Source organism: Janthinobacterium lividum, from assembly GCF_011601275.1.
GTDB classification, from domain to species: Bacteria; Pseudomonadota; Gammaproteobacteria; order Burkholderiales; family Burkholderiaceae_D; genus Janthinobacterium; species Janthinobacterium lividum_E.
Genome location: NZ_JAAOLY010000015.1, coordinates 29,436 through 48,652, shown reverse-complemented (window position 1 = coordinate 48,652; position 19,217 = coordinate 29,436). Strand labels below are relative to the sequence as shown.

Annotated in this window: 17 protein-coding genes and 1 tRNA gene; 12 read left to right on the top strand and 6 right to left on the bottom strand. The window is 64.9% G+C overall.

Annotated elements, in window-relative coordinates; genetic code table 11:
* Positions 1 to 60 precede the first annotated feature (60 nt).
* From GYK42_RS21385 to GYK42_RS21365, 5 genes are all read left to right on the top strand, one after another.
* Positions 61 to 717 carry a sugar dehydrogenase complex small subunit gene (locus tag GYK42_RS21385; protein WP_166449121.1) on the top strand — a complete coding sequence of 219 codons (657 nt, stop codon included), beginning with the start codon at positions 61 to 63 and terminating at the stop codon, positions 715 to 717.
* The gene (locus GYK42_RS21380) at positions 714 to 2,372 is read left to right on the top strand and encodes a GMC family oxidoreductase (RefSeq protein ID WP_166449120.1); all 1,659 of its coding nucleotides are present in this window, start codon (positions 714 to 716) and stop codon (positions 2,370 to 2,372) included. The genes GYK42_RS21385 and GYK42_RS21380 overlap by 4 nt, the downstream gene beginning before the upstream one ends.
* A complete protein-coding gene (locus GYK42_RS21375) occupies positions 2,369 to 3,838 on the top strand; it encodes a c-type cytochrome (RefSeq protein WP_240943697.1) in 1,470 nt (489 codons plus the stop codon). Before GYK42_RS21380 ends, GYK42_RS21375 begins: the two co-directional genes overlap by 4 nt.
* Positions 3,839 to 3,977: 139 nt before the next feature.
* Complete coding sequence (locus GYK42_RS21370) at positions 3,978 to 4,379, top strand: GtrA family protein (protein WP_166449119.1); 402 nt, start codon at positions 3,978 to 3,980, stop codon at positions 4,377 to 4,379.
* A gap of 73 nt (positions 4,380 to 4,452) precedes the next feature.
* Positions 4,453 to 5,751 carry an NCS2 family permease gene (locus GYK42_RS21365; RefSeq protein WP_139089940.1) on the top strand — a complete coding sequence of 433 codons (1,299 nt, stop codon included), beginning with the start codon at positions 4,453 to 4,455 and terminating at the stop codon, positions 5,749 to 5,751.
* 77 nt (positions 5,752 to 5,828) lie between these two features.
* Here the strand turns inward: GYK42_RS21365 and GYK42_RS21360 are convergent, their stop codons facing one another.
* Positions 5,829 to 6,536 (bottom strand): GntR family transcriptional regulator, encoded by a 708-nt coding sequence (locus GYK42_RS21360; protein WP_166449118.1) that lies wholly within the window; start codon positions 6,534 to 6,536, stop codon positions 5,829 to 5,831.
* A 259-nt stretch (positions 6,537 to 6,795) separates the two neighbouring features.
* Here GYK42_RS21360 and GYK42_RS21355 point away from each other — a divergent pair.
* Positions 6,796 to 6,871, top strand: a tRNA-Asn gene (locus tag GYK42_RS21355).
* Positions 6,872 to 6,990: 119 nt separating this feature from the next.
* Here GYK42_RS21355 and GYK42_RS21350 read toward each other — a convergent pair.
* Entirely contained in the window at positions 6,991 to 7,374 is a 384-nt protein-coding gene (locus GYK42_RS21350; RefSeq protein WP_240943696.1) for a hypothetical protein, read from the bottom strand.
* Between the two features lie 339 nt (positions 7,375 to 7,713).
* Between GYK42_RS21350 and GYK42_RS21345 the strand changes: the two genes are divergently transcribed.
* Both GYK42_RS21345 and GYK42_RS21340 read left to right on the top strand, forming a co-directional pair.
* A complete protein-coding gene (locus GYK42_RS21345; RefSeq protein ID WP_166449116.1) occupies positions 7,714 to 8,505 on the top strand; it encodes an alpha/beta fold hydrolase in 792 nt (263 codons plus the stop codon).
* Positions 8,502 to 8,879 carry a VOC family protein gene (locus GYK42_RS21340; RefSeq protein ID WP_166449115.1) on the top strand — a complete coding sequence of 126 codons (378 nt, stop codon included), beginning with the start codon at positions 8,502 to 8,504 and terminating at the stop codon, positions 8,877 to 8,879. The genes GYK42_RS21345 and GYK42_RS21340 overlap by 4 nt, the downstream gene beginning before the upstream one ends.
* A gap of 23 nt (positions 8,880 to 8,902) precedes the next feature.
* On the opposite strand, the gene GYK42_RS21335 is transcribed toward GYK42_RS21340, so the two are convergent.
* Positions 8,903 to 9,538, bottom strand: a complete 636-nt coding sequence (locus tag GYK42_RS21335; protein ID WP_166449114.1) for a hypothetical protein — start codon at positions 9,536 to 9,538, stop codon at positions 8,903 to 8,905.
* 170 nt (positions 9,539 to 9,708) lie between these two features.
* Between GYK42_RS21335 and GYK42_RS21330 the strand changes: the two genes are divergently transcribed.
* The 4 genes from GYK42_RS21330 (at position 9,709) to GYK42_RS21315 (ending at position 16,331) form a co-directional block, all read left to right on the top strand.
* Positions 9,709 to 10,548, top strand: a complete 840-nt coding sequence (locus tag GYK42_RS21330) for a M15 family metallopeptidase (RefSeq protein ID WP_166449113.1) — start codon at positions 9,709 to 9,711, stop codon at positions 10,546 to 10,548.
* Positions 10,549 to 10,743: 195 nt separating this feature from the next.
* Positions 10,744 to 14,565: a type VI secretion system membrane subunit TssM gene (gene tssM, locus GYK42_RS21325; RefSeq protein WP_166449112.1), complete on the top strand. Its 3,822-nt coding sequence runs from the start codon at positions 10,744 to 10,746 to the stop codon at positions 14,563 to 14,565.
* Entirely contained in the window at positions 14,562 to 15,542 is a 981-nt protein-coding gene (gene tagF / locus GYK42_RS21320; protein WP_166449111.1) for a type VI secretion system-associated protein TagF, read from the top strand. Before tssM ends, tagF begins: the two co-directional genes overlap by 4 nt.
* Before the next feature lie 9 nt (positions 15,543 to 15,551).
* A complete protein-coding gene (locus tag GYK42_RS21315; RefSeq protein ID WP_166449110.1) occupies positions 15,552 to 16,331 on the top strand; it encodes an OmpA family protein in 780 nt (259 codons plus the stop codon).
* Here the strand turns inward: GYK42_RS21315 and icmH are convergent, their stop codons facing one another.
* The 3 genes from icmH to tssJ are packed head-to-tail and all read right to left on the bottom strand — an operon-like array spanning position 16,332 to position 19,109.
* The gene (icmH, locus tag GYK42_RS21310) at positions 16,332 to 17,117 is read right to left on the bottom strand and encodes a type IVB secretion system protein IcmH/DotU (RefSeq protein ID WP_166449109.1); all 786 of its coding nucleotides are present in this window, start codon (positions 17,115 to 17,117) and stop codon (positions 16,332 to 16,334) included.
* Positions 17,114 to 18,484 carry a type VI secretion system baseplate subunit TssK gene (gene tssK, locus GYK42_RS21305; protein WP_166449108.1) on the bottom strand — a complete coding sequence of 457 codons (1,371 nt, stop codon included), beginning with the start codon at positions 18,482 to 18,484 and terminating at the stop codon, positions 17,114 to 17,116. Before tssK ends, icmH begins: the two co-directional genes overlap by 4 nt.
* Positions 18,485 to 18,521: 37 nt before the next feature.
* On the bottom strand, positions 18,522 to 19,109 hold the full coding sequence (tssJ, locus tag GYK42_RS21300) for a type VI secretion system lipoprotein TssJ (RefSeq protein ID WP_166449107.1): 588 nt from the start codon (positions 19,107 to 19,109) through the stop codon (positions 18,522 to 18,524).
* Positions 19,110 to 19,217: the final 108 nt, after the last annotated feature.

Here is a 19,217-nt window from a genome sequence, read left to right as displayed (position 1 = left end):
GCAAATGCAATGTAGCGCAATCATCGAAGTCAATAAAACAACAAGTCTTGCGGGAGTCTCATGAACCATCCAGGCACTGAACCATCTGCAACATCCGTTTCCTCCCTTCCCCGCATTAGCCGCCGCCACGCCCTGATCGGCCTGGCCGCCTTGCTGGCGCAGGCCGGTTTCTGGAGCAATCCACTGTCCGCCGCCCAAGCGCCGGCCAGCGTGCCGGCGACCGGACTGGCGCCCGCCACCATGCTGTTCTACACCTTGTCGCAAACGATCACGGGCCACCGCGACCTGTCCGCCGCGACGGCGGCGCGCATCGAACAAGCCATGCGTACCAACGTGCCCGGTTTCGCCGACCGTTTGCCGCAGCTGGGCGCGCTGCTCGTCACGGGCCAGGAAGCGAAAGTCCTGCTGGCGGCCGCCACCGCCGCCGATGCGAGTCTGCGCGAGCTGGCGCTGGCCATCGTTGCCGCCTGGTACACGGGCACCGTCGCCGGCAATGTGGCGCAGGGCACGAAATCCATCGTCGTCGCCTATGCCGAGGCTTTGATGTACCGCACGGTGGCCGATGGCCAGGTCGTGCCGACCTATTGCAATTACGGCCCCCTGTGGTGGCTGAAGGCGCCGCCGGCTGTGCGCGTTTCCGCACCCGTGGAACCGAAACCCGTACCGGCCCCGGCCACTACCGGCACTCCCGAACCGAAAGGCAAGCAAGCAAAATGAAATCACCCCAATTCAAGAGTAATGGCGACGTCGTCGCCGATGTCGTCATCGTTGGCACGGGCGTCGTCGGCGCCATGATGGCCGACCAGCTGGCCGCGCAAGGCCATTCCGTGATCATGCTGGAAGCGGGCCTGCGCATCGAGCGTGGCCAGGCCGTGGAAAACTGGCGCAACATGCCGTTCGAAAACCGCGTCGGTTCCGACTTCCAGGGCCTGTATCCGCAGGCGGAGAATGCGCCCGCGCCGCTGTACTTCCCGAAGAATAACTATGTGGAAGTGTCCGGTCCCAACGGCAGCAGTTTCCAGCAGGGCTACCTGCGCACTGTGGGCGGCACGACCTGGCATTGGGCCGCGTCGTGCTGGCGCCACTTGCCGTCCGACATGCGCATGAAGAGCGATTACGGGGTAGGCCGCGACTGGGCCATTTCCTACGATGAGCTGGAACCGTACTATTGCCGCGCCGAGCAGGAAATGGGCGTGGCCGGCCCCAACGATCCCGCGCTGCAGTCGCCGAGCGAGCGCAGCGCGCCGTACCCGATGGACATGGTACCCTGGGGCTATGGCGACAAGCGCTTCGCCGAAGTGGTCAACCCGCACGGCTACCGCTCCGTGCCCATCCCGCAAGGCCGTTCGACGCGTCCATGGCAAGGCCGCCCAACCTGCTGCGGCAATAACAATTGCCAGCCGATCTGCCCCATCGGCGCCATGTACAACGGCATCCACCACGTGGAACGGGCCGAACTGAAAGGCGCGGGCGTGCTGGCCGAGGCCGTCGTCTACCGCATCGACACGGACCAGAACAACAGAGTGACGGCCGTGCACTGGTATGACGCCAAGAAACAGTCGCACATGGCGACGGGCAAGGCTTTCGTGATTGCCTGTAACGGCATCGAAACGCCCCGTTTGCTGTTGCTGGCGGCTAACCAGAACAATCCGAACGGCATCGCCAACAGTTCCGACCAGGTGGGCCGCAACATGATGGACCACTCGGGTTTCCACTGTACCTTCCTTGCCAATGAACCGATCTGGACGGGTCGCGGCCCCGCGCAAAGCAGCTGCCTGGTGGGCCCGCGCGACGGCGCCTTCCGTGCGCAGTATTCGGCCAACAAGATGATCCTCAATAACATCACGCGTGTCGGACCGGCTACCCAGCAGTCGTTGAAGCTGGGCCTGGTGGGCAAGGATCTCGACGATGAAATCCGCCGCCGCGCCGCGTTTGGCGTGGATTTGTCCATCAGCCTGGAACCGCTGCCCGAAGCGCATAACCGTTTGACCTTGAGCAAGACGCGCAAGGACCCGCTGGGACTGGCCTGTCCCGACATTTACTATGACGTGGGCGATTACGTGCGTGATGGCGCGAAGGCCGCGCATGCGCAGCTCAAGCACATCGGCAAGCTGTTCGGCGCCGTGGAATTCCATATCACCGACAGCCTGAACGCGAATAACCACATCATGGGCGGCGTCATCATGGGTTCGAATCGCGCCGATTCCGTGGTCGACGGCAATTGCCGCGCCCACGATCACGCCAATCTGTGGCTGCCCGGCGGCGGCGCCATGCCGTCGGCCAGCGTCGTCAACACCACCCTCAGCATGGCCGCGCTCGGTTTGCGCGCGGCTGACGACATCGCCCGTACCCTGGCAAGGGAGGCCGCATGATGCGCCGTTTATTGCTGAGCCTGACCCTGGCGGCCGGCTTGCCGCTGGCCGCGCATGCTTTGCCACCTGTGCCGCCGGCGCCGCCCGTCACCCTGACCCCGGACCGGCCGGCCGCGCCTGTCGCCGCCAAGTCCGATGCGCGCTTGGAGCGGGGCCGTTACCTGGCCATCGCCGCCGATTGCATGGCTTGCCATACGGCAGCGGGCGGCAAACCGTATGCGGGCGGCTACGCCATCGATTCGCCGCTGGGCACGATCTACGCGACGAATATCACGCCGTCGAAAAAAGGCGGCATCGGCCACTACACGGAAGCCGATTTTGCGCGCGCGCTGCGCGAAGGCGTGCGCGCCGATGGCAGCCACCTGTATCCGGCCATGCCCTACACCAGCTATGCGCAGCTGACGGATGCGGACGTGGGCGACCTGTATTACTACTTCATGCAGGCCGTCAAGCCCGTCGACGAGCCGGCGCGCCAGACGGCGTTGCCGTTCCCGTTCAATGTGCGCCTGTCCATGCTGGGCTGGAATACCTTGTTCCTCGACAATAAGCGCTTCGTGCCCGACGCGGCGAAGAGCGCGCAGATCAACCGCGGCGCCTACCTGGCCGAAGGCCTGGCGCACTGCAGCGCCTGCCATACGCCGCGCAATGCGCTGATGGCGGAAATCGGCAGCCAGACCCTGGCCGGCGCGTCGCTCGGTTCCTGGCATGCGCCGAATATCACGTCCGACAAGGTCAGCGGCATCGGCGCGTGGACGGATGCGGAAATCGCCGCCTATCTGAAGACGGGCCACGTGGAAGGCAAGGGGCAGGCGGCGGGCGGCATGGCCGAAGCCATCCAGAACAGTCTGCAATATTTGCGCGACGACGACGTGGCCGCCATCGTGGCCTGGCTGCGCACGGTGCCGCCCGTGCGCGCACCGGGCCAGACCAAGGCTGCCTTCAGCCACGGCAGCGCCGCCAGCGAAGAGCCGCTGCTGCGCGGCATGGCCAGTTCCACCGAGCACCATTCGCTCAATAGTGGCGCCGTGCTGTTTTCCGGCTACTGCGCCAGCTGCCATTCGGCCAGCGGCGCGGGCAGCACGGAACAAAGCTATCCAGCGCTGTTCAACAACACGGCGACGGGCGGCAACACGCCGGCCAACCTGGTCTCGGCCATCTTGTTTGGTGTCGAACGCAAGATCGAAGGGGAAGAGCACGAAGCGTTCATGCCCCGTTTCGACCAGCGCTCCTACGTGCAGCCCTTGACGGACGAGCAGATCGCGTCGATCGCCAATTACGTGCTGAAGCAGTACGGCAACCCGGACGTGTCCGTCACGCCGGCCTACGTGGCGCAGGCGCGCAGCGGCGGCGAGAAACCCGTGCTGGCGCGGGCGCAACCGTTTATGCTGCCGGGCGGCATCGTGGGAATCTTGCTGCTGATCGCGCTGTCCGTATGGCTGCGCCGGCGCCGCCAGCGCAAAGAGTAATGTCGAAACGGCGGTGAATATGAACGTTGGGCGCAACTTGCAGTAAAATGCAGGCTGAAAAATGGTTACGAGCAATCGTAGCCATTTTTTATTCTGGCTCGATCCTGGCGAGAGTCTTCGCCATATTTGAAAATTGACAATGTCCCATTCCTTGCATCACCAATTTCTACGTTTCGCCGCCGTCGGCGCTTCCGGCACGGCGGTGCAATACAGCGTGCTGTGGGGCGGCGTGGAGTGGGCCGGCATCAGCGCCGCCTTTGCTTCCGGCATCGGCTACATCATGGGTTCCGTCGTCAACTACCTTCTCAATTACTTTTTCACGTTCAAGAGCGACAAGGGCCATGGCGAGGCGGCCAGCAAATATTTCACCTTGCTGGGCATCGGCTGGTGCATCAATACGGGCCTGATGTGGCTGCTGGTACACCAGCTGGGCTGGTATTACTGGCTGGCGCAGGTGCTGGCGACGGGCATCGGGCTGGTCTGGAATTTTGCGGGCAGCCGCTGGTGGGCCTTCAAGCCGGCCGGCGCAGCGACCAAGTAACTGGTTATTGCAAGAAAAAAATGCGTCTTGGCCAAGACCAGGCGCGCGGTTTTACCAAAACAAGGGGTTAATCATGCAGTTCCTGGAACGCTATTTCAAACTGAAGGACAACGGGACCAATGTGCGCACGGAGCTGCTGGCCGGCCTGACCACGTTCCTGACGATGGCCTACATCATCTTCGTCAACCCGTCCATCCTCGGCGACGCGGGCATGCCGAAAGACTCCGTCTTTGTCGCCACCTGTCTGGCGGCCGCCATTGGCACGCTGATCATGGGCTTGTACGCGAACTACCCGATCGCGCTGGCGCCGGGCATGGGCTTGAATGCGTACTTCTCGTACACGGTGGTCAAGGGCATGGGCATGAGCTGGGAAGTGGCGCTGGGCGCCGTCTTCATTTCCGGCTGCCTGTTCATCCTGGTGAGCCTGTTCAAGATACGCGAGATGATCATCAACAGCATCCCGCCCGCGCTGCGCACGGCCATCACCGTCGGTATCGGCTTGTTCCTGGCGATCATTTCCCTGAAAAGCGCCGGCGTGGTGGTGTCGAATCCGGCCACCATCATTGCCCTGGGCGACTTGCACCAGGCGGCGCCCATCCTCGCCATCCTCGGCTTTTTCATCATCGTCGCGCTGGACCGCCTGAAAGTGCCGGGCGCCATCCTGATCGGCATCCTCGCCATCACGATTGCCAGCTTCTTCTTTGGCGGCAACCAGTTCAACGGCATCGTCTCGGCGCCGCCCGCCATCGAACCGACCCTGTTCAAGCTCGACATCATGGGCGCGCTGTCGATCGGCATCGTCAACGTGGTGCTGGTATTTTTCCTGGTCGAATTGTTCGACGCGACGGGTACCCTGATGGGCGTGGCCAACCGTGCCGGTTTATTAAAAGACGGCAAGATGGAACGCATGAACAAGGCCTTGCTGGCCGACAGCACGGCGATTGCCGCCGGCGCCTGCCTGGGCACGTCGAGCACGACGGCCTTCGTGGAAAGCGCTGCCGGCGTGCAAGCGGGTGGCCGCACGGGCTTGACGGCCGTGGCCGTCGCGCTGCTGTTCCTGGGCAGCCTGTTCTTCGCCCCGCTGGCGCACACGGTGCCGCCATACGCGACGGCCCCAGCGCTGCTGTATGTGGCGTGCCTGATGCTGCGCGAACTGACCTTCATCGACTGGGATGACAGCACGGAAAGTATTCCCGCCGCCATCACGGCACTGATGATGCCATTTACCTATTCGGTGGCCAGCGGCGTCGCCTTCGGCTTCATCACCTATGCTGTATTGAAACTGTTGACGGGCAAGGGCAAGCAGGTGTCGGTGGTGGCTTACATCATTGCCGCCATCTTCCTGTTCAAGTTTATCTATCTGGGCGAATAGCGGTTTTTTTCGTCTCATGTGACATGTAATGAGGCCTCCCGTGCATCCGCATCGGCGGCCTTTTTTGATGGCGCGGCTTACATCAGCAGGGCCGCCACCAGATCTTTTTTTGCCTCGCCGGCGCTGCCGTCGAAGCGCAGGGCCGCTTCCACGTGTGCCAGGTGCTCGACCATCAGGCGCGCCGCCAGGTCCGCGTCGCCGCTGCGCGCCGCCTCGAGAAAGCGGCCGTGCTCGTCGCACGAGCAGGCGGCGGCGTGGCCGGACTGGTACAGCATGGCGATGAGCGAACTGCGGCCCACCAGTTCGCGCACGATATCGCCCAGCACGGCATTGCCGGCGATATCGGCCAGCAAGACGTGGAAGTCGCCCAGCAGTTGCGAGCGCAGCGGCGTCGCTTGCGCCAGCGCCTGGCGTTCCGCTTTCAGGTGCCGCTCCAGCATCCTGTAGTCGGCAGGCTTGGCCCGCGCGACGAATTCGCGCGCCAGGGCTGCTTCGATGATGCGCCGCGCGGCAAAGATGTCGCGCGCCTCCGCTTCAGTCGGCTGGCTGACGAAGGCGCCCTTGTCGGGCACCATGCGGATGAGTTTGCCTTTCGAGAGACTCAGCAGGGCGGCGCGGATCTTGGTGCGGCTGACGCCGTACAGCCGGCACAGCGCTTCTTCGCGCAGCCGCGTGCCGGGCGGCAATTGGCGCGCCATGATGGCGGCCGCGATATGCTCGGCAATTTCCGCCGAGCTGTCGCCGCTGCCGGCTTTGTCCACCAGGGTTGCGCTTGATTCTGTCATGTCGGGTGAGAGCAGTAAGCCAGGGGCAAGGCGAGCCTTGCAAGCGCATGTCCGCGCGGCGGCGTGGTTGACGCTCCGCTGACGGCATGCCGTTGTGCGCCTTGCGTGTCGGCAAGGCCTGGCTATTCTACTATCTTGCGTGGCGCCGCGCAGACGGGCGCAGCCAGTCGGCGAGGGGTGCTCCCTGGCAGCGTGTTTTGCTGGCCATGCAGCAACAACTGGACATGGGAAATTTTGACGTATATAATTCGGCCTCCTTTCCCTGATAGCTCAGTTGGTAGAGCGACGGACTGTTAATCCGCAGGTCCCTGGTTCGAGTCCAGGTCGGGGAGCCAGAACAAGCAGCAGCAAAAGGCCACGTGGCAACACGTGGCCTTTTTGTCATGCGCGCATGGTTTCCATCCATGCTTGTCATCCCGTCAGTGCATCGACGGCATGCGCAGTGTTTCCCGGATCAGGGATCGACAAACACGTCGAAGCGGACCTTGAGCGGGCTGCCCCACGAGATGTCCACCCAGGCCTTGAAGCCGCCTTCATACGGAGCGATGTTGTACACGGCCATACGGGCTGAACCAATAAAACGGTCCTGAGGCGTCGCGCCATACTCGCTGATGTTGAGCAATACGCGCGAATTGGCATGCACGTTGGCGTTGGCGAAGTTGACCGAAGGATGCACGCCATTGGCGCTCCACGTGTAAAAGGTGGTAAAGGCGGCGGAACTCAGGTTCAAGTCCTGTGCTGCCGCGCCTTTGGCACTTTGGCCTTCCTGTTCCATCGGCGCATCGGTTTCATCCAGTGCCAGGTTGCTGCCGGTGCGGTGTTCTACTTTCATTTCCATGATGTGCTCCTGATCGATAGTTTGGACGCCGCGCCTGTCGTCGTGCGGCAAGACGCCCTATCTGTGTTGCCGTGACGGCCAGTGTCACGTCCTGGCTGATAAGGTAGCCGCCTGCTCCATGCTGTTGGAGTAATTCATTCTAGGCGTACACAGAGTGAGAAAGCGCGCCGGCCGGCGGGAAAAGCGGCACTCGCTTGTGCTGGCGCAAACACCTTGCGGGCAAGCGCAAGATCTTTTCCAGCAGGCTATTTTTACGGGGGCGCCACGCATGCCGCGCAGGACAATGGCACAATAGGCCCAGCCGACCTGCCGATACGGAACCCGTTGCGAGCCTAGCCCATGCCGATACTGAACCTGAGTGCCGAAACCGATATCTATTACGAACTGATCGAAGGCGACCCCGCCAAGCCCTGCCTGGTATTCCTGCACGAGGGACTCGGTTGCTGTGCGATGTGGAAAGATTTTCCCGCGCAGCTATGCCAGGCGACGGGCTGCCGCGGCTTGCTGTACGACCGTCACGGCTATGGGCAATCGTCGCCGCTGGCGGCGCGCCGCCAGCTCCATTATTTGCACGACTACGCGCTGTGCGAGCTGCCGCAAGTGCTGGCGGCACTGCTGCCGGGACAGGATCATTTTCTCGTCGGCCACTCCGATGGCGGCAGCATCGCCCTGATCTATGCGGCGCAGCAGCCGCCGCGCTTGCGCGGCATCATCACCGAGGCGGCGCACGTGTTTGTCGAAGGCATCACGCTCGATGGCATACGCGAGGCGGACGCGGCATTCGGCGCGGGCAAGTTGCGCGCACTGGCGAAATACCATGGCGACAAGACGGAGAGCATCTTCAAGGCCTGGTCGGACACTTGGCTCAGCTATGGCTTCCAGTTCTGGAACATCGAATACCTGCTGCCCTCCGTCGAATGCCCGGCGCTGGTGGTGCAGGGCAGCGAGGACCAGTACGGCAGCGCGGCCCAGGTCGACACCATCGTGGCGCAGGCGCTCAACGCCATGCCCGCCATGGTCGAGCAGTGCGGCCATACGCCGCACCAGGAGCAGCCACAAGCGTTGCTGGCGCTGATGGAAGGTTTTTTGCAAGGCCGTATGGATGCGGCCACTCACCCGAGAAACACATGATAGGCCACCTCGATCACCTGGTATTGACCACCCGCGACAAGCCGGCCTGCATCGATTTTTATACCCGCGTGCTGGGCATGCAGATCGAAACTTTTGGCGCCGGCCGCCACGCCTTCAAGTTTGGCGGGCAAAAAATCAATCTGCATGAGGCCGGCAAGGAATTCCTGCCCAAGGCGGACTTGCCCACGCCCGGCTCGCTGGACCTGTGCTTCATCGCCGCCGTACCGCTGGACGTCTTCATCGCCCACCTGGCGGCGCTGGGCATTGCCATCGAGGAAGGGCCGGTGGCCCGCACGGGCGCCAATTGGCCCATCCGCTCCGTGTATCTGCGCGACCCGGACCGCAACCTGATCGAAGTGTCCGAGCGCGTCTGAGGTTTCATCCGGCGCCCAGGCGTTCAATGGCAGGCGGGATCGCTGTCCCAGCGGCCCGAGCAGATGCGCGAACGGCACAGCATGCCTTCGATCAGGCCCAGCTGCTGACAGCGCTGCAACAGTTCCGCCGTTTCCTCTTCCTGTTTGCGCAGCACCACATCGCGTACGGGCTTTGCTGCGCCTTCCTGCCGGTGCGCATGGGCCACCATCGCCGTCAGCAAGGCAACGTCGCTGTCGCCGGGCGCGGCAGCCGGCCTTGGTCCCTGAGGACGCGCGGCCGCCTGGCGCACGGGCGGCGGCCTCTTGGGTGACACGCTCACGGCTGCCACCTCGGGCAAGGGCGGTCCCGCCGTATTGACGATGGTGGCCGCCTGCTCCGTGTGCGGCAGCAGCGTTGGCGCCGGCACGGCGGGCGGCGCCATGGCCTTGGCGGGTGCCGGCGGCAGGGGCAAGACGTCCGTGTCGTAGGCCAGCACGGCCGTGACCAGCACCGCCAGTCCCAGCGCGCCAGCGGCCCCGTGCCGCCAGCCGGGGCGCCAGCGCAGGGCCGGCTTGGCCGCAGGCGCGGCGACGCCATGTTCGAGCTGCGACAGGATGCCCTGGCCTTCGATGCGCGCGCCAGCTGCGCCGGCCTTGCCCAGCAGGTCAGGACCGCGCATCTGACCACCCCCGGTTTTCAGTAAAGACAAAATATCACCTCCGCAGTGGATCAAACTCGACTGACCTTGATGTAAACCGCGCTCATGCGGGCCGCGGACGCCTACGATCTAGCGATACCGCCGAGCAATGAATTGCCCGGCCCCGCCGATTCCCGTCACGGAGCGCCCCCATGTTCGTCGCCCTGGTCCTGATGTATTTCCTGCTGGCCTGTCTTGCCTGCTGGCTGCTGCTGTTTCCCGGCGGCCGCGCCATCGTGCTGCACACGCTCGTCAACCTGGGCTGGCGCATGCAGCGGCGTGCACAGGGGCTGCAGCGGGGCGGCGGCGCGCAGTGGCAGCGCATGCAGCGGCACACGGGCTCGGGCATGGCGCGCGCCTGGCAACTGCTGTGGCGGCATCGCTGGCTGAGCCTGGCAGGCGGCGTGCTGGTCATCGTGCCGCCGCTGCTGGCCTGGCTGTCCAGCGACCGCATCGCCCTGCGCGGCTATGCCGATCAGCAACACGTCATCAATGACCAGGTCAGCGACTTGCTGAAAGGCGAGCAGCTGGTGCCGCCTTTGACCCTGCCGCCGCTGCTGTTTTCCACGGCGGAAGTAACGCAGCTGCGCCCGCTGCTGGGCGGCGCCAGCCGCAACTGGCAATTGCTCGACCACGATTTCGCGCAGCGCCTGCTGCTGGTCTTCAAGATCATGAAAGACGTGCATGGCTACGACATGGTTTTGTTGGAAGGCTACCGCAGTCCCGCGCGCCAGGATCAATTGGCGGCGGCTGGCCCGAACGTGACGAACGCGAGGGCGTTTCAAAGCTATCACCAGTATGGCCTGGCGGCCGATTGCGCATTCATGCATGAAGGAAAGCTCATCATTTCTGAAAAAAATGCCTGGGCCATGCGCGGCTACCGTTTATATGGCGTGACGGCCGAATCGGTGGGCCTGCGCTGGGGCGGGCGCTGGACCATGATGGACTTTGGCCACACGGAATTGCCGCAACCGCGCGTGCTGGGCAAGTAAGCCGCGCCAGCCATTCTAGCGCCGCGTATCGGCCTGAATTTCACAGCTGCAAGTCTGCTTGCGCAGCGTCAATGGCCTGCCGGTGCCTGCCGCGCGCTGGCGCCAGATACTTGTCGTATGTCAACAAAGGCGCGCCGCATTGCTGTCAGCATGGGCCGAATCCGCCTTGCTTTGCGACCTCACCCTGGGCTTATCATGCTGCGACGACTCTGGCATTTCCTCACCGACAGCCGCCAACTGACCATCCTCGGTTTCGTGGCGCTGGCCGTGTTCCTGTACCTGGGCGCCGAGGTGCTGGAAGTGGCGCTGATCTGGGCTCTGGTCTTGCTGCTGCTGGCCTTTGCCACCTGGCTGGGCTTGTGGTTGTGGCGCCGGCGCCGTGCGCGGCGCGATGCGCAGGCGCTGGGCCAGGCCATCCTCAACGAGGCCGAGATCGCCGCCGCGCAGGCGGCCTCGTCCTCAACGGCCAGCAACACCCAACAGGGCGAACTCGACGCCGTGCGCACGGGCATGTTGGCCGCCATCGAGACCATCAAGACATCCAAGCTGGGCCTCAAATCGGGCGCCGCCGCCCTGTACGAATTGCCGTGGTATATGATCATTGGCAACCCAGCCGCCGGCAAGAGCAGCGCCATCCTGCATTCGGGCCTGCAATTCCCTTTCGCCGACGGCAAGGTCGTGCAAGGCGTGGGCGGCACGCGCAACTGCGACTGGTTTTTCACGACGGACGGCATCGTGCTCGACACGGCCGGGCGCTACTCCGTCGTCGACGAGCACCGCGGCGAATGGTTCGGCTTTCTCGACCTGCTGAAAAAATACCGGCGCAAGGCGCCCATCAACGGCATCCTCATCGCCGTCAGCATCGCCGAATTGAAAGGCGACCCTGACGTGGGCATGCAACTGGCGCGCAGCCTGCGCAAGCGCGTGCAGGACGTCATCGAACGCCTGGAAGTGTTCGCGCCCCTGTACATCGTGTTTACCAAGGCGGACCTGATCGCCGGCTTCACGGAGTTTTTCGCGGACGCCGAGCGCAGCGAGCGCGAGCGCGTCTGGGGCGCCACCATGCCCTACCAGCGCAAGCTGCCCACGGCCGACTTGCTGGCGTTTTTCGACCAGAGTTTCGATGAATTGCACGATGGCCTGACGGAGCTCAGCCTGGCCAATATGGCGCACCGGCAACGCAAGACGATGGCGCCCGGCGTATTCACTTTTCCGCTGGAATTTGCCGCCATCAAGCCGGCCTTGCGCGCTTTTATTGCCACCCTGTTCGAGGAAAATCCGTTCCAGTTCCAGCCCGTGTTCCGCGGCTTTTACTTTACCAGCGCGCTGCAGGAGGGTGAACCCGTCAGCGCGTCTTCGCAGCAGGTGGCACGCCGCTTCGACCTGGCCTTCGCGCCGGCCCCGGCCGTGGCGCCCTCAGGCGCGCGCCAGCATGGCTATTTTCTGCTGGAGCTGTTCCGCAAGGTGATTTTTGCCGACAAGCACCTGGTGGCCAACTATGCCAACCGGGCCAAGCTGCGCTTCAAATATGCCGTGTTCTTTGCCGCCACGGTGTCGCTGGGCGTCTGCCTGGGCGGCTGGAGCTGGTCCTACCTGGGCAACCGGCAACTGGTGGCCAACGTCGAGGCCGATCTAAATAAAGTGGTGAAACTGCAGGAGCGGCGCCTGGACTTGCAGTCGCGCCTCGAAGCGCTCGAGATTTTGCAGGACCGCATCGAGCAGCTGGACGCGTACCGCACGCAACGGCCGTGGTCCTTGCGCCTGGGCCTGTACCAGGGCGAACTGCTCGAACGCAAGCTGCGCGAGGAATATTTTGCGGGCGCGCGCCAGGTCATGCTCACCCCAGTGGCGGGCGCGCTGGAAACCTTGCTGTTCGAGATGAACGCCAGCGCCGACCAGCTGCAGCCCACGGCGCGCACGCCGCAGACGCCGGCAGCTCCTGCAATGCCTTCCGCTGCGCCGCGCAATGTCCAGTATCAGGCGGCCAGCGCGACGAATGTGGAAGACGCCTACAACGCGCTGAAAACCTATCTGATGCTGGCCGATAAAACGCATGCGGAAAGCAGCCACCTGAATGACCAGATGACGCGTTTCTGGCGCGGCTGGCTGGAGGGCAACCGGGGCGCCATGCCGCGCGAGCAGATGATACGCAGCGCCGAGCGGCTGCTGACGTTTTACCTGGCGCAGATCGGCGACCCGTCCTGGCCGCGCATCGAACAGAAGCTGGCGCTGGTCGACCAGGCGCGCGAAAACCTGCGCCGCGTCGTGCGCGGCATGCCGGCGCGCGAACGCGTGTATGCCGACGTCAAGGCGCGCGCCTCGACGCGTTTTCCTGGCATGACGGTGGCGCGCATCGTCGGCGAGCAGGATCAGGCACTGCTGGCGGGCAGTTACGCCGTCTCCGGCGCCTTTACGCGCCAGGCCTGGGAAAAGTTCGTCGAGGGCGCGTTTCGCGACGCCGCCAACCGCGAGTTGCAAAGCGCCGACTGGGTGCTGAAAAGCGCCTCCACCGACGACCTGACCCTGGAAGGCAGTCCGGAGCAGATCGAGAAAAACCTGGTGGCCATGTACAAGGCCGACTACGCGCGCGAGTGGCAAAAGTTCGTGCAGGGCGTGGCCGTCGCCGACCTGAAAGGCTTTGACGGCGCCGTGCAGGCGATGAACCGGCTGGGCGACCCACAGGCGTCGCCGATCGCCAAGCTGCTGACGACCATTTACGAGGAAACCTCGTGGGACAACCCGGAGCTGCAAAATGCGCAATTGCGCAAGGCCGAGCGGGGCATCATCGCCTGGTTCAAGGAAACCGTGCTGCGCCGCGCGCCATCGCAGCTGACGGCCAATCCCGGTCTCAATGCGCAGATCGACCCGGCCCGCCTGGACAAACCGATGGGTCCCGTGGGACGCGAATTTGCGGGCGTGGGCAAGCTGGTGGCGGCCAGGGACAACAATGCCTCGCTGATGCGCGCCTACCTGGAAGCGCTGTCGAAACTGCGCAGCCGTTTGAACCAGTTGAAGAACCAGGGCGACGCGGGACCGGGTGCGCGCCAGTTCATGCAGCAGACCCTGGAGGGCAGCGGCTCCGAACTGGCCGACGCCCTGAAGCTGGTCGACGAGCAGGTGCTCACGGGGATGAGCGACGCGCAAAAGCAGGCGATACGCCCCATCCTCGTGCGCCCGCTGATGCAGACCTTTGCCGTCATCGTCGCGCCGGCCGAACTCGATATCAACAAGACCTGGGCGGCGCAGGTGTACGAACCGTTCCAGAAATCGCTGGCCAACAAATATCCATTCGCGCCCGCGGCGCGCATCGAGGCGAGCAACCTGGAGATCGGCCAGTTCTTCGGCCCGGAAGGCCTGGTGGCGAAATTCGTCACCACGTCCATGGGTCCCTTGGTGGTGCGGCGCGGCGACGTGCTGGCGCCGCGCACCTGGGCCGACATGGGCATCAGCCTGGCGCCGCAGGTGGTGGCGCGCTTCCCCGGCTGGATCGCGCCGCTGGGCGCGGGTGGCGTGGCGGCCACCTCGACGGCGGCGCAAACCGTCTTCCAGATCCAGCCGTCGCCCGCGCCCGGCACCCTGGAATACACGGTGGAAATCGACGGCCAGCAGCTGCGTTATCGCAATACGCCGGCGCAGTGGACGAACATGGTGCATCCGGGTCCGCAGGGCGCGGCGGGCCAGCAAGGCGCGCGCATCACGGCCGTCACCTTCGACGGACGCACGGTGGAATTGTTCAACGAGCCGGGGCAATTCGGCCTGAAGCGCATGATCGACGCGGCGGCCAAGAAACGCAAGGAGGGCGGCGTGTTCGAACTGCGCTGGACGCGCGGCGAGGTAGCCGTGGCGGTCGACCTGAAGATCACCAGCAGCGCCGAGACGACAGGCGCCGGATCCGCCACGGCGGTGCAGGAGCAGGGCTTTCGCGGCATGCAGCTGCCCGAGACGATCGTTGGCGCTCCAGCACCCGCGCCGGCCATCGCCGTCGTTGCTGTAGCGCCAGCGGGAGTGTCGCCATGATGCGCGCGGCGCAGCAGGTGCGCCTCGGCTATTTTGGCAAGATCCCCGCGCGCGGCGACTTTATCAAGGCTTGCGACAATCACGCGCTGGTGCAACTGCTCGACGACTGGCTGGCGCAGGTCATGACCGCGCTGACGGTGGAACCGCGCTGGAAGCTCAATTACGACGCCCTGCCGCCGCTGCGCTTTGCCTTCGTCGGCACGCGCAGCCGGCGCGCCATCGCCGGGCGCCTGGAAGCGAGCAACGACCAGTCGCTGCGGCGCTTTCCCTTCATGGCCATGGGCGCGCTGGAAGTCGATGACGCCGAAGCCTTTGTCGCTTGCAGCCCGCTGGTGCTCACGCCCTTGTGGCAGCGCGTGGAGCAGCTGTCGCAAGGCATCGTGGCCAGCGCCGAACCGGGGCCGGCCCTGCTGGCGCTGGCCGGCAACGTGGTCGAAGTCGAACCGGCCGCAGCGTGCCATGCGGAGCGGCTGGCTGACTTCCTGCAGGCGCAGACCGTGCATGGCCTGCAAACGATGCTCGCTTCGCCCGCGTTCCCCGTGACGGCGCGCGAATTGCTGCTGGGCCTGGGCATGTTGCTGCGGCCCGTGCGCCGGAGCGGCTTGCCGCGCCTGGAGAAAAGCCTGGTGCTGCCGCTGCCGCAAGGCGCGCAGCTGCGCGAACTGGTGGCCAGCTTCTGGCTGCACCTGATCGCGCCTTTCCTGCGCCAGGCCGATTTCGAACTGGCGCTGTTCTTTTCCCATCTCGACGAGGCGCCCGTGCTGGTGATCGGCTTTTGCGGCGCCGACCCGCATGGCTTGCGCGCGCTGATTGACCCGCAGGCCGGCTGCGAACGGCTGATCGTCTTCGACCAGCTGGACTGGGTCGAGGAGCAGCTGGGACACGATGCGGCGCTGCGCCAGTTTTCCGCTTGCCTGCAGCAGGAGCAGCTGTCGCTGCGCTCGGCCTGCACCATGTTTGCCGATACCTTTGCCTGAAGGATTGCGATGAAATCTCCCGTCATGTTCCTGCTGCTTGCCGCGGCCATTCCCTGCCGCGCCCAGGCGCAAGCGCCCCAGACGCCGATGCCGAGGCAGATCCTCGTCACGGGCACCCTGGCCGACGAGGCGGGCAAGGCGGCCGTGCTGGCCCGCCTGCGCGAACTGTATGGCGCCGAGCGCGTGGTCGACCAGATCGCCATCGGCAACGTGGCCGTGCCGGCCAACTGGAACGCTTACGTGCACAAGCTGATCGCGCCGAACCTGAAGCTTATTTCACGGGGCCAGATCAGCATCGACGGCAGCAACGTCAGCGTGCGCGGCGAAGTGGCGAACGAGACGCAGCGCCAGCAGATCGCCAGCGACATCGCCACCAGCCTCAATCCCACCTACGTCGTCAACAACGGCTTGCGGGTCAGGGCGGCCGAGGCCGAGCAAGGCTTGCTCGATGCGGCGCTCGATAAACGCATCATCGAATTTGACAGCGGCAAGGCCACCATCACGCCGGCCGGCCTGGCCATCCTCGACGAGATGGCGGCCGTCATGCTCAAGCTGCGCGGACGCAAGGTCGAGGTGATCGGCCACACGGACGACACGGGCCTGCGCGCCAGCAATGTGACCCTGAGCCAGGCGCGCGCCGAAGCCGTGCGCGCCTACCTGGCCGGCAAGGGCATCGTGGCCGATTCCGTGCTGGTGTCGGGCCAGGGGCCGGACCGTCCCGTGGCGAGCAACGCGACGGCCGATGGCCGGGCGAGAAACCGGCGCATCGAGTTCAGGATTGCACAGTGATCAGGGGAGTGTGATGGTCAGGTGCGCTGGCCGCGGCGCCAGCTTGACCAGGTCCGCATACGCGGCCAGGGTCGTTTGCGTGCCGCGCGTCAGATGCGTTTTCAGGCCCAGGTAGGCGCAGATGGCCAGCAGGGCGAAAAAGCTCGACAGCGCCCACAGCGGCACGTCGCTGCCGCGTTTGTTGACCACCTGGTCGGGCCGTTCCGCGCGCGGCGCGAAGCCACGGCTCTTGCCCTTGATGTGGGCGATCTCGTCGCCCAGGCGCGCCGTCAGGTAGCTGAGTTTTTCGCCGCCGTCGATCGCATACTTGCCCTGGAATCCCAACAATAAACACATGTGGAAGACCTGCAGCGCCTGCACGCGCATGGCGCCCTTGCCGCGCAAGGCGTCGAGGCGGTCGAAGAAGTGTTCGCCGGCCAGCTGGTCGCCAAAGATCAGCAGTTGCAACGGGCGCCTTTCCCACTGCTTGCGCAGGGCGAACGGCGAGGCCAGGATGATTTCATCGACGGCCGCGCAGAACGCATACTTGGCCGCCTCGATATCGTCGCCATCGGCGCGGATTTTTTTCGCCTCGCGTTCGAAGTCGTCGAGGAAGGCCGTGATGCGGTCCATGAAGCTTTGCTCGTCGCCGGGCGCCGAGCCGTGCTTCAGCATGAACAGCATATAAAAGCCTTCGTGCATCAGGTCCAGCAGGGCGCTGCCGGCATGCCGGCTGCTGCCTGCAGGGGCGGAACCGCGTTGTCCCAGCAGGGAAGGCGCTGCGCGCCGTTCGATGAGCTGGCTCATGCCGTCACCGCGATCAGTTCGAGCTGCAGGTCGCGTATGCCGGCTGGCACGTAGACGGAAATCGACTGCGCCTTGAGCATCTGCTCATACAGCGCGCCACGGTTTTCAATCGCAAAATAATAGGTGTCGGGGCGCACGGGAATGGCGGCCGGCACTTGCGGCGCATGCGACAGCTTCAGGCCGGGCATGGCCGTGAGCACGCATTTCTCCACGTCGTCGGGTGCACCCACTTTTACGCGCAGCGGCACCACGTCGACCAGTTCGATGGCGGGCATGGCGGCGCGAATCGCCAGGTACAAGGTGGTGTGCTGGTCGATCTTGCCCGAATCGAGCTTGCCCAGGTGGTACGAGGGCTTGTCCTCGAGCAGGGTGATGGAAAAATACTTCGACGAGATGACGGTGTCGAGCAGTTCGCGGATGATGGCGTCGATGGCGTCAAAGCAGGCGCCCGGCTGCGCGTGGTCGTAGGCGGGCAGGCTGGCCAGGGTGTAATGCTTGGAGTAGCTGAGCAGGCCGCCGGCCAGGCCCAGCAGCGCTTCGTACAGGCGCTCCGGATGCAGGGCCGGATGGCGCACATAGTGCATCAGGGCGGCGGCGGCCGTGCTGACCGTGTGCAGCAGCCAGAACGAGGACACGTCGCCCGAGCGGAACTCGATCACATTGCGGCTCGGTTCGCGGTGGTGGCCGTGCAGCGCGCCCACCTTCGCCTGCAAGGCGTCGAGCAGGTGTTCCAGCACGCCCTGCAGGCGCGGCGCGCCGGCGATCGCCAGGCTGGGCGCCATGAACGAGGGCACGGGTTCGAAGCCGCCCGACACCGTGCGCCGCAGGGCGATCAGCGGCAGGCAATCGTAGGAGCCGCGCGCTTCGCTGTCGGGAATCAGGCGCACGGTTTTCTTCAGGTAAGCCACGTCGGCCACGGCGGACTCCGTAAACAGGTCGGGCGTGGCGCGCATGGCGTGCGCAAAGCGCGTGGCCGCCGGCGTACCTGCGTTTGACCCCTGCGCCGTGTAATTCATGCCTTCGCGGTTGAGGATGGGCAGCGCCGCGTAATACGTCACTTCCTGCACCGCCGGCGGCAGCGCTTCCAGGTCCACCGGCGGGGGCAGGGCATCGCCGCCCGGCGCGCCGTCGCCCAGCGATTCAAACACTTCGCCGTCGCGGAAGATCGCCGACAGGGCTTGCAGGCGCAAGGTGCCCGTCTTCAGTGCCGCCAGGTCCCATTCCATGTGTGCCACGCCCCACAGATAGGGATGCAGCGCGCTGGCTGTATGATGCAGGCGCGCTTCGTGATACTGATCCTGGCGCTGGAAATGCTGCGGCCGCAGGAACAGGCCTTCTCCCCACAAGATTTTCGCTGCCATGCCCATCTCGGTTCTCCTTGAATGTGTGGCGTGTCTGTTCGTGTTACTGGCAGCGCGGGGCCGACAGCGCGGGCATGCCGCTGACGCTCAGCGCGCAGGCATGCAGACCGATGGTGATGCCGCCCCGTTCCGCGTCGGCGGCGGCAAAGGTGGCGCGCCAGCGCTGCGCCGCGGGTGCGCGGAACAGGGCCACGACGCCGATGAAATAGGCTTCCTTGCTGACTTTTTCCTGCACTTCGTAGCGCTGGCCCGGCACCAGCAGCACTTCCTTCACTTCCATCAGGTCGGCGCCCAGCGCGGCCTTTTCGCGCTGCGCGTCGAGGAAGCTGTCGTAGGGCGCCTGTTCGAAGGCGGCGCTCTGGCGCAGCTTGTAGATACGCGCCACCAGCGCCAGCGGCCGGCCGCCGGCATCCGTGTTGAGGCGCTGCGCCGCATGCAGGCGGATGCTGACGTTACGCGGCGGCTTTTGCGCGTCGGGCAGTTCCGGCGGCGGCTTGGCCACGCCCGCCATCTGCAGCGCCGCGTTGGCCAGGTTGCTGATGGCGCCGCCCGCACAGCCGGCCTGCGACGATGCCAGCAACAGTAGCGCGATGGCGCGGGCCAGGCGGTGGAACGGGGCATCAAAGGGCATGGGCGACCTTTGCGAATTGAAGGGTGGAAATAAAAGTGCTGCAGTCATTTAAACGCATGCACTGGCGACCTGCTTGCGTTGGCGCAAGATCGGTCTGCGATCAAGACA

Excerpts from the sequence above, each read along its gene's own strand:
- GYK42_RS21385 (WP_166449121.1), top strand. The coding sequence starts at position 61 with ATGAACCATCCAGGCACTGAACCATCTGCAACATCCGTTTCCTCCCTT.
- GYK42_RS21380 (WP_166449120.1), top strand. The coding sequence starts at position 714 with ATGAAATCACCCCAATTCAAGAGTAATGGCGACGTCGTCGCCGATGTC.
- GYK42_RS21375 (WP_240943697.1), top strand. The coding sequence starts at position 2,369 with ATGATGCGCCGTTTATTGCTGAGCCTGACCCTGGCGGCCGGCTTGCCG.
- GYK42_RS21370 (WP_166449119.1), top strand. The coding sequence starts at position 3,978 with ATGTCCCATTCCTTGCATCACCAATTTCTACGTTTCGCCGCCGTCGGC.
- GYK42_RS21365 (WP_139089940.1), top strand. The coding sequence starts at position 4,453 with ATGCAGTTCCTGGAACGCTATTTCAAACTGAAGGACAACGGGACCAAT.
- GYK42_RS21360 (WP_166449118.1), bottom strand. The coding sequence starts at position 6,536 with ATGACAGAATCAAGCGCAACCCTGGTGGACAAAGCCGGCAGCGGCGAC.
- GYK42_RS21350 (WP_240943696.1), bottom strand. The coding sequence starts at position 7,374 with ATGGAAATGAAAGTAGAACACCGCACCGGCAGCAACCTGGCACTGGAT.
- GYK42_RS21345 (WP_166449116.1), top strand. The coding sequence starts at position 7,714 with ATGCCGATACTGAACCTGAGTGCCGAAACCGATATCTATTACGAACTG.
- GYK42_RS21340 (WP_166449115.1), top strand. The coding sequence starts at position 8,502 with ATGATAGGCCACCTCGATCACCTGGTATTGACCACCCGCGACAAGCCG.
- GYK42_RS21335 (WP_166449114.1), bottom strand. The coding sequence starts at position 9,538 with ATGCGCGGTCCTGACCTGCTGGGCAAGGCCGGCGCAGCTGGCGCGCGC.
- GYK42_RS21330 (WP_166449113.1), top strand. The coding sequence starts at position 9,709 with ATGTTCGTCGCCCTGGTCCTGATGTATTTCCTGCTGGCCTGTCTTGCC.
- tssM (WP_166449112.1), top strand. The coding sequence starts at position 10,744 with ATGCTGCGACGACTCTGGCATTTCCTCACCGACAGCCGCCAACTGACC.
- tagF (WP_166449111.1), top strand. The coding sequence starts at position 14,562 with ATGATGCGCGCGGCGCAGCAGGTGCGCCTCGGCTATTTTGGCAAGATC.
- GYK42_RS21315 (WP_166449110.1), top strand. The coding sequence starts at position 15,552 with ATGAAATCTCCCGTCATGTTCCTGCTGCTTGCCGCGGCCATTCCCTGC.
- icmH (WP_166449109.1), bottom strand. The coding sequence starts at position 17,117 with ATGAGCCAGCTCATCGAACGGCGCGCAGCGCCTTCCCTGCTGGGACAA.
- tssK (WP_166449108.1), bottom strand. The coding sequence starts at position 18,484 with ATGGGCATGGCAGCGAAAATCTTGTGGGGAGAAGGCCTGTTCCTGCGG.
- tssJ (WP_166449107.1), bottom strand. The coding sequence starts at position 19,109 with ATGCCCTTTGATGCCCCGTTCCACCGCCTGGCCCGCGCCATCGCGCTA.